Genomic DNA, 16,275 nt, shown 5'->3' with positions numbered 1-16,275 from the left:
CCATTCCCTGTAGGAGCTGCCGAAGGCTGCGATCTTTTGACTTTGATCTTGAAAACAGATCAAAAGATCGCAGCCTTCGGCAGCTCCTACAGGGGCGCGTGCGCAGGGGGAGGGTTGTTACTACCATCGTCGAATGGTTCTATGGGGCCCACCCGGCTACAACGGGGTCATACAAAAACAACTATTACACCGAGGTAGGAAAGATGAGTGCGGCTTCTCTGTATCCCGTTCGTCCCGAGGTTCTGGCAAACACGCTGACTGACGAGGCGACCTACAAAGCCATGTACCAGCAGTCGGTCGTCAACCCTGACGGCTTCTGGCGCGAGCAAGCCAAGCGTCTGGACTGGATCAAGCCCTTCACCACGGTGAAACAGACCTCGTTCGACGATCACCATGTCGACATCAAGTGGTTTGCCGACGGCACCCTGAACGTTTCCTACAACTGCCTCGACCGTCATCTGGCCGAGCGCGGCGATCAAGTCGCGATCATCTGGGAAGGCGACGATCCTTCCGAGAGCCGCAACATCACTTACCGCGAACTGCACGAACAAGTGTGCAAACTCGCCAACGCCCTGCGCGGTCAGGACGTGCACCGTGGCGATGTGGTGACCATTTACATGCCGATGATTCCCGAAGCCGTGGTCGCCATGCTGGCCTGCACCCGGATCGGCGCGATTCACTCGGTGGTGTTCGGCGGTTTCTCGCCGGAAGCCCTGGCCGGTCGCATCATCGACTGCAAATCGAAAGTGGTGATCACCGCTGACGAGGGTATTCGCGCCGGCAAGAAGATTTCCCTCAAGGCCAACGTCGACGACGCGCTGACCAACCCGGAAACCAGCAGCATCCAGAAGGTCATCGTGTGCAAGCGCACCGGTGGCGACATCAAGTGGAACCAGCATCGCGACATCTGGTACGAAGACCTGATGAAGGTCGCGGGCACCGTTTGCGCGCCGAAAGAGATGGGCGCTGAAGAGGCGCTGTTCATCCTTTATACCTCCGGCTCCACCGGCAAGCCGAAGGGCGTGCAGCACACCACCGGAGGTTATCTGCTCTATGCGGCAATGACCCACGAGCGCGTGTTCGACTACCGTCCGGGCGAAATCTACTGGTGCACCGCCGACGTCGGCTGGGTCACCGGCCACAGTTACATCGTCTACGGCCCGCTGGCCAATGGCGCGACCACCGTGCTGTTCGAAGGTGTGCCGAACTACCCGGACATCACCCGGGTGGCGAAGATCATCGACAAGCACAAGGTCAACATCCTCTACACCGCGCCGACCGCGATCCGCGCGATGATGGCTTCGGGTCAGGCGGCGGTTGAAGGCGCCGATGGCAGCAGCCTGCGTCTGCTCGGTTCGGTGGGCGAGCCGATCAACCCGGAAGCCTGGGACTGGTACTACAAGAATGTCGGCAAGTCGCGTTGCCCGATCGTCGATACCTGGTGGCAGACCGAAACCGGCGGCAACATGATGAGCCCGCTGCCGGGTGCTCACGCGCTGAAGCCGGGTTCGGCGGCGCGTCCGTTCTTCGGTGTGGTGCCGGCGCTGGTCGACAACCTCGGCAACATCATTGAGGGCGAGGCTGAAGGCAATCTGGTGATTCTCGATTCGTGGCCAGGCCAGGCGCGTACGCTGTACGGCGATCATGATCGTTTCGTCGATACCTACTTCAAGACCTTCCGTGGCATGTACTTCACCGGTGACGGCGCGCGTCGCGATGCCGACGGTTACTACTGGATCACCGGGCGCGTAGACGACGTGCTCAACGTCTCCGGCCACCGCATGGGCACCGCCGAAATCGAAAGCGCGATGGTCGCGCATCCGAAGGTTGCCGAAGCTGCGGTGGTGGGTGTGCCGCATGACATCAAGGGGCAGGGCATCTATGTCTATGTGACCTTGAAGAACGGCGAGGAGCCGACCGAGCAGTTGCGCCTTGAGCTGAAGAACTGGGTGCGCAAGGAGATCGGCCCGATCGCTTCGCCGGACGTGATCCAGTGGGCACCGGGGCTGCCGAAGACCCGTTCGGGCAAGATCATGCGCCGCATCCTGCGCAAGATCGCCACGGCGGAATACGACGGGCTGGGCGATATCTCGACCCTGGCGGATCCGGGTGTGGTGCAGCATTTGATTGATACGCACAAGACCATGAATGTTGCTTAAGCGTTAGAAGCATAGGAGCCCTGTCCGGTAATGCCGGATGGGGCTTTTTTGTGCCTAGTGGATTTGTGTTGATCGGGCTGGCCTCTTCGCGAGCAGGCTCGCTCCCACAAGGAAACGGGCGCATTTCAAATGTGGGAGCGAGCCTGCTCGCGAAGGCGATCTGTCAGACACCGCAGTAGTCAGCTGTAGGAAACCGCAACACCCCAACCAATAATTATCGATCTGCACCGTCAGACCTTTCCCGCTGTTACCCGCCACAACCCAATGTGTAACCGCCCGCGCCAAACCGGGGCGAAGGGAAACGCGGTGCGCTGTTTTAGAGCCTCCAAAGCCCTGCTGAAAAATAAGACATAACGCTGCGCTTGCCGGATTAGAAGGGTTTACGAATAATAGGCCCGCAACTTGCAATATGTATCGGTTCACTGTCTTTCGCTCTTGCATGAATTTGCAGGGCTGTCAATGAGCTCAAACCGCTTTCTCGGTGCATCTGTAATTAGTTGTCGCATTGAAGAAATATCGGCTTCGGGCCTGTCGTTAGAATGCCGATCACTCGCTCATCGTGGCTGACGTTGAAATCGCCTGCGGTTCCAATGGGAAATTTCCTCCGATGCGCAACCGATTTCCGATTCACCCATTCGCATATTGGGCTGTCGCTCACTCTGCCGTTTTTGCCCTTTACCGATGGAGTCCCAAGATGAAGAAACTTGTGCTGCTTGGCGCCCTGGCACTGTCCGTGCTGTCGATGAATGCCTTCGCTGACGAAAAACCGCTGAAGATCGGCATCGAAGCGGCTTACCCTCCATTCGCTTCGAAAGCACCGGACGGCAGCATCGTCGGTTTCGACTACGACATCGGCAACGCGCTGTGCGAAGAGATGAAGGTCAAGTGCGTGTGGGTCGAGCAAGAGTTCGACGGTCTGATCCCGGCTCTCAAAGTGCGCAAGATCGACGCGATCCTGTCGTCGATGTCGATCACCGAAGATCGCAAGAAGTCGGTCGACTTCACCAACAAGTACTACAACACCCCGGCGCGTCTGGTCATGAAGGCCGGCACTCAGGTCAGCGAGGGTCTGGCTGAGCTGAAAGGCAAGAACATCGGCGTACAGCGTGGCTCGATCCACGAGCGTTTCGCCCGCGAAGTTCTGGCCCCATTGGGCGCCGAGATCAAGCCGTACGGCTCGCAGAACGAAATCTACCTCGACGTGGCTGCCGGTCGCCTCGACGGTACCGTGGCTGACGCCACCCTGCTGGACGACGGTTTCCTGAAAACCGACGCCGGCAAAGGCTTCGCATTCGTTGGCCCGGCCTTCACCGACGTCAAATACTTCGGCGACGGCGTAGGTATCGCAGTGCGCAAGGGCGACGCCCTGAAAGACAAGATCAACACTGCCATCGCGGCCATCCGCGAAAACGGCAAATACAAAGCAATCCAGGACAAGTACTTCGCCTTCGACATCTACGGCAAGTAAGACGTCTCTGCGACAAGTCCGAAATGGCGCAAGCAACAGAATCTCTGCGGTTTGCGCCATTTTTTCATCCCAACTTTCGAGGACCTGAATCATGTTGAAAGGCTACGGGGCTGTCATCCTCGATGGCGCATGGCTGACGCTTCAGCTCGCCTTGTCGTCCATGGCTCTGGCCATCGTTCTCGGGCTGATCGGTGTCGCGTTGCGCCTGTCGCCGGTGCGCTGGCTGGCGTGGCTGGGCGATCTGTATTCGACGGTGATCCGCGGCATTCCCGACCTGGTGCTGATCCTGCTGATCTTCTACGGCGGTCAGGACTTGCTCAACCGCGTCGCGCCGATGCTCGGCTATGACGACTACATCGACCTGAACCCGCTGGCCGCCGGTATCGGCACCCTCGGTTTCATCTTCGGTGCGTACCTCTCGGAAACCTTCCGTGGTGCGTTCATGGCGATCCCTAAGGGCCAGGCCGAAGCGGGCATGGCCTACGGCATGAGCAGTTTTCAGGTGTTCTTCCGGGTGATGGTGCCGCAGATGATTCGTCTGGCGATTCCCGGCTTCACCAACAACTGGCTGGTACTGACCAAGGCCACCGCGCTGATTTCCGTGGTCGGTCTGCAAGACATGATGTTCAAGGCCAAGCAGGCGGCGGATGCCACGCGCGAGCCTTTCACCTTCTTCCTCGCAGTGGCGGCGATGTACCTGGTGATCACCAGTGTTTCGTTGCTGGCATTGCGTCACCTTGAGAAGCGCTACTCGGTAGGCGTAAGGGCGGCTGATCTATGATCTTCGACTACAACGTCATCTGGGAGGCACTGCCGCTGTACTTCGGCGGCCTGCTGACCACCCTCAAACTGCTCGCGCTGTCGCTGTTCTTCGGCTTGCTCGCGGCGTTGCCGCTGGGGCTGATGCGCGTCTCGAAAAACCCGTTCGTCAACGGCGCCGCGTGGCTGTACACCTACGTGATTCGCGGCACGCCGATGCTGGTGCAGCTGTTCCTGATCTACTACGGTCTGGCCCAGTTCGAAGCGGTACGCGAAAGCTTCCTGTGGCCGTGGCTGTCCAGCGCAACGTTCTGTGCCTGCCTGGCTTTTGCCGTGAACACCAGCGCCTATACCGCGGAAATTATCGCCGGCAGCCTGAAGGCCACGCCGAACGGTGAGATCGAAGCGGCCAAGGCCATGGGCATGTCGCGCTTCAAGCTGTACAAGCGCATCCTGCTGCCGTCGGCCCTGCGCCGGGCGCTGCCGCAGTACAGCAACGAAGTGATCATGATGCTGCAGACCACCAGTCTGGCGTCGATCGTGACCCTGATCGACATCACTGGCGCGGCACGTACCGTCAACGCGCAGTTCTACCTGCCGTTCGAGGCGTACATCACTGCCGGCGTGTTCTACCTGTGCCTGACCTTCATTCTGGTCAAGCTGTTCAAACTGGCCGAGCGTCGCTGGTTGAGCTACCTCGCGCCACGGAAGCACTGATATGCAACGCATCGACCACGTATTGCCGTGGAGCCACCTGGGCAGCGAGCGCAAGGTTTCGGTTTTCCGGTTCGGTGAGGGCGAGCGCAAGGCCTACATCCAGGCCAGCCTGCACGCCGATGAACTGCCGGGCATGCGCACCGCCTGGGAGCTGAAAAAGCGCCTCGGCGAACTCGAAGCCCAAGGCTTGCTCAACGGCGTGATCGAGCTGGTGCCGGTGGCCAATCCGATCGGCCTCGGGCAATTGCTGCAAGGCAATTTCCAGGGCCGCTTCGAGGCGGGCAGCGGCAAGAATTTCAATCGTGATTTCGTCGAGCTCAGCGCGCCGGTCGCGGCGGCGCTGGGCGAAAAACTCGGTGATGATCCGCACGCCAATGTGCGCCTGATCCGTCAGGCAATGGCCGACCACCTGGCCGGATTGCCTGAAGCGACCAGCCAGTTGCAAGGCATGCAACGTGTGCTGCTCAGCCACGCCTGCACCGCCGATGTAGTGCTGGATCTGCACTGCGATGCCGAAGCCGCGCTGCACATGTATGCGCTGCCACAGCACTGGCCGCAGTGGCGTTCGCTGTCGGCACACCTGAACGTCAAGGTAGGTTTGCTCGCGGAAGATTCCGGCGGCAGCTCCTTCGATGAAGCCTGCTCGTTGCCTTGGCTGCGCCTGTCGCGGCAGTTCCCCGAGGCGCAGATTCCGCTGGCGTGTCTGGCGACGACGATCGAGCTGGGCGGGCAGGCCGACACCGGCCGCGTCGAAGCCGAGGCTTATGCTGAAGGCATTCTGGCGTTCCTTGCCGAGCAAGGTCTGATCACCGGCGAGTGGCCGGACCCGGCCTTCGAACCGTGCGAAGGCATGCCGTTCGAAGGCACCGAATTGTTGTTCGCACCGCACCCCGGTGTGGTGAGTTTTTCCCGCAGGCCTGGCGAATGGGTCGAGGCGGGCGATGAGATTTTTCAAGTGATCGACCCTGTGTCCGATCGGGTCAGCACGGTATGTGCTGGTACGTCCGGGGTGCTGTTTGCCATTGAACGGCTGCGCTATGCCCAACCCGGTTTCTGGCTGGCCAAGGTGGCGGGGCGCGAAGCGCTGCGTCACGGGCGCTTGCTCAACGACTGACTGACTGTTTTTGTGAGAACCGACCGCATGTACAAACTTGAAGTCCAAGACCTGCATAAACGCTATGGCAGTCACGAAGTGCTCAAGGGCGTGTCCCTGAAAGCCGCCGCCGGCGATGTGATCAGCATCATCGGCTCCAGTGGCTCCGGCAAAAGTACTTTCCTGCGTTGCATCAACCTGCTCGAGCAGCCGCACGCCGGCAAGATCCTGCTCAACAACGAAGAGCTGAAACTGGTGGCGAACAAGGATGGCGCGCTGAAAGCCGCTGATCCAAAACAGCTGCAACGCATGCGTTCGCGCCTGTCGATGGTGTTCCAGCATTTCAATCTGTGGTCGCACATGACCGCGATTGAAAACATCATGGAGGCACCGGTGCACGTGCTCGGCGTACCCAAGTACGAAGCGCGCGAAAAAGCCGAGTACTACCTGAACAAGGTTGGCGTGGCCCATCGTAAAGACGCGTTCCCGGGGCACATGTCCGGCGGCGAACAGCAGCGCGTGGCGATCGCCCGTGCGCTGGCGATGGAACCGGAAGTGATGCTGTTCGACGAACCGACCTCGGCCCTCGATCCGGAACTGGTCGGCGACGTGCTGAAAGTCATGCAGGCGCTGGCGCAGGAAGGCCGCACCATGGTCGTGGTGACCCACGAAATGGGCTTCGCCCGTGAAGTGTCGAACCAGTTGGTGTTCCTGCACAAAGGCGTCGTCGAAGAAAGCGGCAACCCGCGCGAAGTGCTGGTCAACCCGCAGTCGGAGCGCTTGCAGCAGTTTCTGTCGGGCAGCCTGAAATAAATCAGGGCTGCCGTTGTGCACCAGATTAGGTCATGCTTCGCGATCTTCTGGCTGGCTCAGATCCCTGTGGGAGCGAGCCTGCTCGCGAAAGCGGTACAACAGCCAGCAATTATGTTGACTGGTACACCGCCTTCGCGAGCAGGCTCGCTCCCACATTCTGATCTTCACCGGTTTCAGGATTTGTGTTCATTTCCGGGCTAGCATTGGCCCATGCCTTCATCACCGTTGTTCGTTTCGGATTGCCCGCCCATGACTGCCCATCGAATTGGTTTCCTGATTTGGCCCAGCACTAAAGCGTTGACGCTGGCGCTGGCGGAGGAGGCCTTGCGTGTTGCGCAGCGGGTGCACCCGGACGTGGTTTACGAACTGTCGTTCCTGCAGGCCGAGCCGCAGACCGAAGGGGCCTGGCAATTGCCCGGCGAACCCTGGGCCGGCAAGCTCGAGAATTTCCAGAAACTGTTCCTGCTCGCCGACGAGCCGCCGACCACCCTGGCGCCGGCGCTGAGCAGTGCGCTCAAGCAACTGGTGCGTGCCGGTTGCGTGATCGGTGGTCTGTCGGCCGGTGTCTATCCGCTGGCCCAGCTCGGTTTGCTCGACGGTTATCGCGCCGCCGTGCACTGGCGCTGGCAGGACGATTTCGCTGAGCGCTTCCCGAAAGTCATCGCCACCAGTCATCTGTTCGACTGGGATCGCGATCGTCTGACCGCCTGCGGTGGCATGTCGGTGCTCGACCTGTTGCTGGCGGTGCTGGCTCGCGATCACGGTGCGGAACTGGCCGGTGCGGTGTCGGAAGAACTTGTCGTTGAGCGCATCCGCGAGGGCGGTGAACGTCAGCGCATCCCGTTGCAGAATCGCCTCGGCTCCAGTCATCCGAAGCTCACCCAAGCGGTGTTGCTGATGGAAGCCAACATCGAAGAGCCGCTGACCACCGACGAAATCGCCCAGCACGTGTGCGTATCCCGTCGGCAGCTGGAACGGATCTTCAAGCAATACCTCAACCGCGTGCCGAGCCAGTACTACCTGGAATTGCGCCTGAACAAGGCCCGGCAGATGTTGATGCAGACCAGCAAGTCGATCATCCAGATCGGCCTCTCGTGCGGCTTCTCCTCGGGGCCGCATTTCTCCAGCGCCTATCGCAATTTCTTCGGTGCCACGCCGCGCGAAGATCGCAACCAGCGGCGCAGCAGCAGCCCGTTCGAATTGTCGTCAGTGCCGCCGGAGCGTGGCTGAGCGCGGATCGACCCTCAATCGATTTCCATGCCGCCGGAGAAATCATGGAAATCCTCAATCGTCTGATACGCGGTGTCGTTGCTCGACTGCTGCTCCAGCAGGCGCAATTGATACGCCGCCTCATACCGCTGCAGGCGCTGCAAACTTTCGGCAGTCAGCGGGTTGTCGCTGAAGTCGTATTCGGTCAGCACGTCGCCGGGCTGTAAAGGAAACTCGCCCGGCAACTCGGTGATCGCGTTTCCGGACAAGTCCGCGTACATCAATCGAGGCAGTTCGAACAGGCCGTCAGGCACCTTGCTCAAGGCACAGTTGCCCAGACGCACATCGGTCATCTGCGGGAAATGACTCAGATCCGGAGCGATGTTGAGCGGATTGTCGCTCAGGTCCACCGATCTCAGGTTTCTCAGCGTTGCGAATGCTTGCGCGGTCTGCGCAGTCAGCGTGATCTCACAGTCAGGCAGATAGAGGCTGCGCAGCCTGTCCATGGCGAAGATCGGGTTGGGAATCTCGCCCAGCGGGCAATTGCGGATGTCGACGCCTTTGAGCTTCGGGAACAGCTCCAGCAGTCGATCGATCCGAGGCGCAGCGGATGCTGTGGTGCTCAGTTCCAATTGCTCGATGTGGTCAAAACGCGCGGTCAGCGGCGGCAGCTCACCGGTAAACGACAATTCGCAGCTGACCCTTGGCCCTGTCAGGTACGAGGGTGCGCGGCGCAGCTCGTCTTCCAGGTTTTGCCTGAAGTGCTGGCGGTTGAGTCTTTCCCTGGCTGCCGCGTCGGTCGCAAGCGGCATCTGCGTGTCAGTATCGTTGGGAGTCTCGTTGGCCCAGCTATCCAGGCGTTCGAGCAGGCTGGTGAGTTCGGTTTTGCGGCGCATCAGCTCAACACGTCCATCGGCCAGCGTGCCCGCAAGCTTGTAGACCAGATCGTTGGCATCGAAGCCGAACAGCGATGGATAAAGGCTTTGCGCCAGATCGATGTCTTGCTGTTGGACCCAGACACCGAAGTTGTCAGCCTTGGCCTGGAATGCGGCCTTGATCCGTTCTCTGGAAGCAACCGACAACGGGTTGCCGCCCAGTTCAATGCCGCGATCGGAGTACTGCGTCAGTTGCGCCGGCAATTCGCTGATGTTGTTGTCGCTCAGCAACGCGACTTCCAGGTGCGGCAGCTGTTCCAGCCCGGCGGGAACACTATCGATGCCGGTGTTGATCAGGTCGATGAACGTCAGGTTCTGCAGGGTCGATAGATCGGGCGTCACCTGCAGAGGGTTGCTATACAAGTCCAGAGATTTCAATCGGGTCATCGTGGACAGGATCGCTTGTCCGGCAGGATCCAGAGTGATCTGGCACTTGCTCAGCATCAATCTCTCAAGCAACGGCAGGCTTGGCAACGATTGGGGTATCCGGCCCAAGGCGAAATCCTGCAGTTCCAGTCCGCGCAGCCCGCTGAAGCTTCGGAAAAAACCATCGGGAATGTTCAGCCCCGGATTGCCCTGAAGGTTGAGATGCGTGATGTGGCTGAAGTCAGCGGTCAGTTCCGGCAATTCGCCGGTGAATGTCGCATCGGCTTCGAAAGTATTGAACCGCAGGGCTGAGTTTTCGTTTTGCCGGCCGCGCCAGAGTTTCTCAAGGTCGCTGCTGAATCTTTGTCTGGCGGCGAGTTCTGCAAATCTTTCCGGCGCAGTCCAGCGCAGCTCTGTCGAAGGGTTGTTGACCGGCAGGCGCGCGCTCCATGTATTGAGATCAATGATCATGCGGGCGATTTCCGCCTCCCATCTGATCAGTTGCGCCGTGCCGGTCTGTAATGTCCCGGGCAGGCGATAAATCATGTTGATCGCAGCGTTTTCGCCCAGTCGCGGGAACAGTCTCTGCGCCATGGCAATGTCAGCCGATGCCGGCTTGATCCGGAAGTTGCGCCCTTGTGCGGCGTAGTAGCGCTTGACGCGCTCGCGGGCATTCATGGACAGAGGATTGTCGTTCAGATAGACGCTGTCGGCCCGCTCGGGATGCAAACTGAAAACAGCGTCGGGCAGCACGGTTATCTGGTTGTTATTGAGATGGAGCTCTCGCAGCAGCGGATGCTCGGCGATGCCCTTCGGCACGCTCGTCAGTTCGCTATGGCCGAGTGAGAAGTTCGTCACCTTGGGCAGGATTGTCAGGTCTGGCGCGTTTGTCAGTGGGTTATGGCTCAGATCGAGCAACCGCAACTCGGGCAGCGCGCCGAGAACCTGCTGCCCGGCAGGGGTAAGCGTCAGCGCGCAGTCATTGAGTTTGAGCTCTTTGAGATAGTGCAGACGGCTGACGAATGAAGGGATGTCATAGAGTGTGAAAGCTTTCAGTTCCAGCATCTGAAGATTCGGGAACAAGGCAGCGAACGGCTCCAGTCCCGCGATCGTCACGTTGCCCGCCAGCTTGAGGCTGGTAACGTGATCGAAGTTGACCGTCAGGCGCGGCATTTCGCCGAGGAACTTAAGGTCTGCCGCAAAAGAACGAGCGCGCTTGCCGGTTCCCATCGATCTTTCGCCCCAGAAATCCTTTATCAATTGCTTGAAGTCCGAGCGTGCGGATCGTTGCGCCAAACGCTCGCTTGCGCTCAAGGCCTGACCGGTAACCGGGTGCGCAGACGGCGTTGCCAAGGCCCAGCGGGTCAGGTCATCGCGCATCTGTTGCTGTTCTGCTTGCCAGCGAAGCAGCTGTTGGCGACCGTCGGCCAGGTCGCCGGGCAAGTCGTAAATCATCTCGCTGGCCTCTTGCTTGTTCAAACCGGGAAACAACTGCCGGGCGAGGCTCACGTCCGGCTCGGCCGCCAATACGTCGAAGTCGTTGCGATGGAGGCGGTAGTAGTTTTTGATCTGGTCGCGGGTGGCGATCGATAGCGGATTGTCGGCAAGGTCAATGCCGTCACTGCGCTCGGCGGGGAGGTCGAACAGCGCCTCGGGCAGTTGCGTGATGCGGTTGCCTGCGAGCACTGCGGTTCGCAACCCCGGATGGCTGGCCAGTCCTTCAGGCACGACGGTCAGCCCGCAGTTGGACAGATCGAGATAGATCAATTCGGGCAACAAATTCAGGTCGGGGAACGTACCCAACGGATTGTCGCTCAGGTCCAGTGAGTCGAGGCTGCCAAGTGACAGCAGCGCAGCCTGGTTTTCCGGGGTCATGACCACGCCACAATTTTTCAGCTCCAGATCGCTCAGTTGAGGCAGTTTTGCTTCGCCCAGCGCAAGCGGTCCCAGTTCGAAACCGTTCATTTTCAGCTTGGCAAGGTTGGGGAAGCACTCCACGAAGCGCAGGGCGGCGGTGCTATTGGCGGTGCCGGTGAGGTTCAGCCGCGTCGCGCGCTCGAGACCGGCGCTGAGTATCGGCATATCCCCACTGAACGTCGCCGTTGCCCTGAGTTCTTCAAGGCGCGGGTACAGGGGCGGGCTGCGCCAGAATTGCTCGATCTGTTGCGCAAAGGATCGCCGGGCCTCCAGTTCGCGGGCCTGTGCCTCGAGGGGAAGACGTTCCCCCGACTCAGAGGCGGTCACGGTGGCCTGGTTGATCCATTGACTGAGTTCGAGATTCAGCACGCCGAGTTCGTTTTCCCAGCGGGACAACTGTGCGCCGCACTCCGCCAATGGCCCGGGCAATCGGTACAACACCTGTGTTGCGCCTTCCGTGTCGAGGGATGGAAACAAGGCGATGGTGCGTTGCAGATCCTCCTGCACGGGCCGGACGCCGAAGTGCCTTCCGGTGTGCTCGTAGAACACTTTTACCCGCTCGCGAGAAGCCGCCGTCAACGGATTGTCGGCGAAGGTATAACCATCGCTGAGGGAGCTTGCCAGGTTGAAAAAACTGTCCGGTATCCGCGTGATGCGGTTGCGATCGAATTGCGCCGAAATCAGGCGCGGATGATCCAGCAGATCGTCGGGCACCGTGTGAATGCCGGTATCCGACAGGTTCACGTAGCGCAACGAAGGCAGTGTATGCAGGTCCGGAGGCAGGCCCAGCGCATTGCCTTGCAGATCGAGCAGGGTGAGCTGCGGCATGGCTGCGAGCACCGACTCTGTGACCGTCGTCAGACTGATCCGACAATTGCGTAAGCGCAATTCGCGCAGCGAGCGCATCGAAGTCAGTGCTTGCGGCAGGCTCGATAGATTGAGGTTGCGCGCATCGATATTCTGCAACTGGCTGAAGGACTGCAGAAAGCTGTCGACGGAGGTGGTCATCGGGCTGCCATCAATGGCGAGCGAGGTGATATGACTGAAGTCTGCTGACAACACGGGCAAGTCGCCCATCACCGCAGGTGTAAGGCGCAAGGCGTATCCGGCGGCAAAGCCCTGGTGATTGATACCCGTGACGTGCTCCCGTCTCCAGGCTTTGAGCAATTGCTCCCTGAGCAGCCTGCGATTCTGGATTTCGGCGCGCTTCTCCAGCGAGGTGAGCGCCGTGCCGGTTTCCGGGTGCACGGCGGGCGGATTGTTGGCCCAGACATGCAGTTCGTTCTGCAATTGCAGGTAGTCATTTTGCAAACGAAGCATTTCGGCGCGCGCGCCTGCGGGACTGCTTCGCATGCTTTCGGCGAGGAAGCGCACTTCATGGTTCGACATGCGTGGATAGAGCACCCGGATGTCTTCTTCGAGGGTGTGCGGCTGGTAAGCGGGGCGTGGCGGACGCGGAGCATGGGCGTAACCGTCGGTACCGAGCAGGCGCAGGGTGTCGACAGCCGGCGCTCGGGACGGCGTATCGGTAATCACCTGACGCCACTCGTTGCGCTCGAGCGTGCGTTCACGAATGGCCGCCTTCAGCGCCTGACCCTGGCCGATCCGCATGTCCAGGCTCTGGCGCTCGCTGTCGGGCAATGCGTACAACAGGCTGGAATAGAAATCAGCGAACGAATGCAGCTGCTGCCCACGATCGTCATAAGGTTGGTATTGGCCATCGTCGCGGCGAACCAGCACCTTGTATTCGGGCGCATCGTCACGGCCGATCGTGTCCAGTAACCGGCCCTCGTAGCGCCCGTCACGGATTTCGATGCGTACATCGCCGCTCCAGCCCGGCAACAATTTGAGGCTGTGCAGCGCCAGAGAATCAGAGTCGGGATTGCTCACCGAGGCCAGCTCAAGGCCTTCATACGCGCGGGTAAGGCGCACCTCGTCACTGGCCATCTGCATGAGTGCCTGCTGGCGCGGGGGCAATCGTCCTTCGCTGATCTGCAACAGTTCGCTGCCGGTCGCGGTATCGAGCAGTTCGCGGGTAATGCTGGCCGGCAATTGCGGAGGGTGAATCTTGAGTCGTGCAGCCAGCGGGTCGTCGAGGTGCTGGAGGGCTTGATAGCGCGACTCGAACAGCGCGCTGGTGTTGCGTCTGGCGAGGTCGGCCACTTGTTTGCGCAGGTTGTGGCTGCGGACCTCGATGGACGGCGTCGGTCCCGCGAAGGGCTCGTCCAGCAAGGTTTTGATCTGCGTCTCGTCGAGGGCTTGGAGCAGGGTTTTGAGCACGTCGCCACCGGCCAGCGTGTCGTGGCGTAGTTCGATTACCGGCAGGCTTGTGTCGGCAGACGATTGCCACAGTTGCTCGCCTTGGCGATCGAGCAGACGCAGGCACTGGTCGCCTGGCCAGCGGCCGTATTCGCTGAGCACCTGCAGCTGCATGACCGGGTCGGCGCGCAAAAAAACTTCAGCGTCAGCGCTGTCGAGCTGGTCGATGAAGCGTTGCAACTGCTGATCAATCTTGAAGCGCTGGATGCTGTCGGCCAGCAGAGGCGGGACCTTTTCCTGCTCGACATGCATTTTGCGCAACGCGTCTTCGCTGGTTCCGCTGATCTGCAGCACGGTTTCGCGCTCGCTCGCGGACAAGCTCTCGACCGCAGGGCCGATACGGCGCAGCGCGGTTGCTCCATCCCATTCCAGCGGTTGCTCGAGTTCAGTGTGCCAGGCACCTTCGCCATTGTGGCGCAGCACCGGTTGGTATGCGTCGGGGCGACTCGGATGTTCGATGCGGTACTGCCCCGGCACCTGACTTTCCGTGACCGCAAAGTGCGCGTCCTCCAAGGGCAGCAGAAGCTTGTCCTCATGCGCATGCAAACCCAGGGCATCGGGTTGCGAATCGGCACTCGGGCGCTGCGGATGTTTGTAGCGTTCGAGATCCGGTTGCCAGTAGCGGGTGTCACCATTGGCCAGTTGTACCGGTGAAGCGGTCGATGAACGCCACGATTTCCTTGGGCAATATCTTACGGAACTCGGCCGCGCCAATTGCACCGCCGACGGCGAACATGCCCAACTGGATCATCGATTCCACGGTTCCCATCAGGTGTTCGACCGCCTCGGTCGTGCGCCCCTGCGCCCACTCGACAATGCCTTCGAATACTTCATCGAGCATCTGATAGGCCATGTACGCCATCATCGCTTCACCGAGCACCGGCACGAACGGCGCGACGATCATTGCGGCGGTCTGGGCGATGGAAGAGAGGATGTTGAGCAGCGAATCCCAGAACGCCCAGCGCGCCCTTTGATCGACTAACGCAGTCGGTACGGCAATGGTTCGGGCGTCATTGAAAATCTTGTTCAGTTTTGCCTGGTACAGGTGTTGCCACACATCGTCGTAAAACGGCGTCAGCGCAGTCTGCAGATCGGGCCGCTCCACTGCGGCTTCGCGCCACGCCGGCCGAGGGTCGCCGGGTTCGTGCGGGTGCCAGCGGATTTCACTCAGCCGGCTGTTGAGGGTGCTGAAGAAGAAGCCGCGCTGGTCGTGATTGACGAAGCGGCTGAAGAACTGCTGATAGTCCCTGGAGCGCAACTGGCGCGTCAGTTCCACGACCATTTCCAATGGCGAGGCGTACTCCTTGAACGGATGTTCGGGGTCATCCGGGACGTAGGCGACGACGCGCGCTGCATTGCGTGTCATGTACAGGTCCGGGGCGAATACCACGATGCCGGTGAGCGGTGCGCAAAGCATCGTCATGTCATGACACAGCAGCGGGGCGCCGTACACATGCAGGCCTTTCACACCGTCGAGCATGGCTTCGATCAGGCGCACCGCGTTTTCCGACACGTCGCGGTTCATCCGCGCCCATTGCAGGGCCGACTTCATCGCGGCCTTCTGGCTGGCGTCGATCTTGCCGCGCAAGACCGACGCGACCATCGGATCGGAGTAGCCCAGATTGTCTTCCAGACTGGCTTTGTATTTCGCGCCGATATCCAGTCGACGGCACAGTTTTGTGAAAGCGGAAATGCTCAGTTTCGCCTTGATCTCGGGCAGGGTTTCAAACTGTCCTGTAGCCGAAGGTGCGCTAGTGAATGTCGACTCGGCTTCGAAGGCGTCGTCTTCGGTTTCCCTTTCTTCGAAGTTATGCAGCGCCGCCTCAAGCAGTGACACGGACCAGGCGCGGGCGCCGGTGCGGATCGGAAACCATGGGGTGGTGGCGGGAATGTACAGGCGCACGTAGGTGTTTCTGACATCCAGTTCCAGATCGAAGCAGCTTTTCAGCTCGGCCTTGAGCAGGGGCTCGGCGAAGGCCGCGGCGTCCTGCAAGTGCTCAAGGCTCTTGTCGACCCGGCTCTGCGCGGTGATATGCGCCGCCCCAAGACTTTTCATCAACGCATGCTGTTCGGCTGGCGCGACCTGGAGCGCGGCCGGCTGTTGCGGGACGCTGTTCTTCAGCGCTTCGCGCCGCGTGGCTGAGGTGTCGCCCAGCCAGGCCGGAATCGCGTTTTTCAGTGGTTGGTAATGCTCGTCCGCATGTTGCGCGTCATGTGCGGCATCCGGGGTTGCCGATGGGGGTGCTTCAGACAAATGCATGGCCATTCCTTGGCGTTGGGAAGAACCCTCAGCAAATCAGCGGCGAGCGACCACCGTGCGGTAGATATTTATGTCTCTGCCGTGGGGGCTGACTTGGTATCCTGCGCGGCCTGCCGCAAATCGGCCGCGCCCGGTAAACTGCGCCTTTGCGACGCTATATGTCGCATTGCCGTAAACCCGGGAAAATCCGGGGTTTGCGCTATAAGAAGTTGTCGCTTGGCGACAAGGCCGGGCACCCAACTGTCCTTACAATCCCCTCA

At 60.3% G+C, this 16,275-nt stretch carries 9 protein-coding genes; 7 read left to right on the top strand and 2 right to left on the bottom strand.

Features of this window, described 5'->3' with window-relative positions; genetic code table 11:
- Positions 1-203 precede the first annotated feature (203 nt).
- The 7 genes from acs to argR all read left to right on the top strand — a co-directional run bounded on the left by acs (position 204) and on the right by argR (position 8,239).
- Entirely contained in the window at positions 204-2,159 is a 1,956-nt protein-coding gene (gene acs / locus AB4N41_RS01965) for an acetate--CoA ligase (protein ID WP_056788049.1), read from the top strand.
- A gap of 694 nt (positions 2,160-2,853) precedes the next feature.
- A complete protein-coding gene (locus AB4N41_RS01960) occupies positions 2,854-3,627 on the top strand; it encodes an ABC transporter substrate-binding protein (protein ID WP_041479236.1) in 774 nt (257 codons plus the stop codon).
- Between the two features lie 91 nt (positions 3,628-3,718).
- Positions 3,719-4,408, top strand: coding sequence for an ABC transporter permease (locus tag AB4N41_RS01955; RefSeq protein ID WP_016773583.1), 690 nt, complete (start codon positions 3,719-3,721; stop codon positions 4,406-4,408).
- Positions 4,405-5,103, top strand: a complete 699-nt coding sequence (locus AB4N41_RS01950; RefSeq protein WP_122507650.1) for an ABC transporter permease — start codon at positions 4,405-4,407, stop codon at positions 5,101-5,103. Before AB4N41_RS01955 ends, AB4N41_RS01950 begins: the two co-directional genes overlap by 4 nt.
- 1 nt (position 5,104) lies before the next feature.
- Positions 5,105-6,217 carry a succinylglutamate desuccinylase/aspartoacylase family protein gene (locus tag AB4N41_RS01945; RefSeq protein WP_252876758.1) on the top strand — a complete coding sequence of 371 codons (1,113 nt, stop codon included), beginning with the start codon at positions 5,105-5,107 and terminating at the stop codon, positions 6,215-6,217.
- A 27-nt stretch (positions 6,218-6,244) separates the two neighbouring features.
- Positions 6,245-7,009 (top strand): ABC transporter ATP-binding protein, encoded by a 765-nt coding sequence (locus AB4N41_RS01940; RefSeq protein WP_007912705.1) that lies wholly within the window; start codon positions 6,245-6,247, stop codon positions 7,007-7,009.
- A 249-nt stretch (positions 7,010-7,258) separates the two neighbouring features.
- Positions 7,259-8,239 carry a transcriptional regulator ArgR gene (gene argR / locus AB4N41_RS01935; protein WP_041479242.1) on the top strand — a complete coding sequence of 327 codons (981 nt, stop codon included), beginning with the start codon at positions 7,259-7,261 and terminating at the stop codon, positions 8,237-8,239.
- A 14-nt stretch (positions 8,240-8,253) separates the two neighbouring features.
- On the opposite strand, the gene AB4N41_RS01930 is transcribed toward argR, so the two are convergent.
- The gene (locus AB4N41_RS01930; RefSeq protein WP_460138324.1) at positions 8,254-14,469 is read right to left on the bottom strand and encodes a leucine-rich repeat domain-containing protein; all 6,216 of its coding nucleotides are present in this window, start codon (positions 14,467-14,469) and stop codon (positions 8,254-8,256) included.
- Entirely contained in the window at positions 14,384-16,015 is a 1,632-nt protein-coding gene (locus tag AB4N41_RS01925; RefSeq protein ID WP_460138323.1) for a dermonecrotic toxin domain-containing protein, read from the bottom strand. The genes AB4N41_RS01930 and AB4N41_RS01925 overlap by 86 nt, the downstream gene beginning before the upstream one ends.
- Between the last annotated feature and the right edge of the window lie 260 nt (positions 16,016-16,275).

It is taken from the genome of Pseudomonas sp. S2_A10 (genome assembly GCF_054668465.1).
Note: the sequence above shows the minus strand (reverse complement) of the source record. Positions and strands in the feature narration are given on the sequence as shown.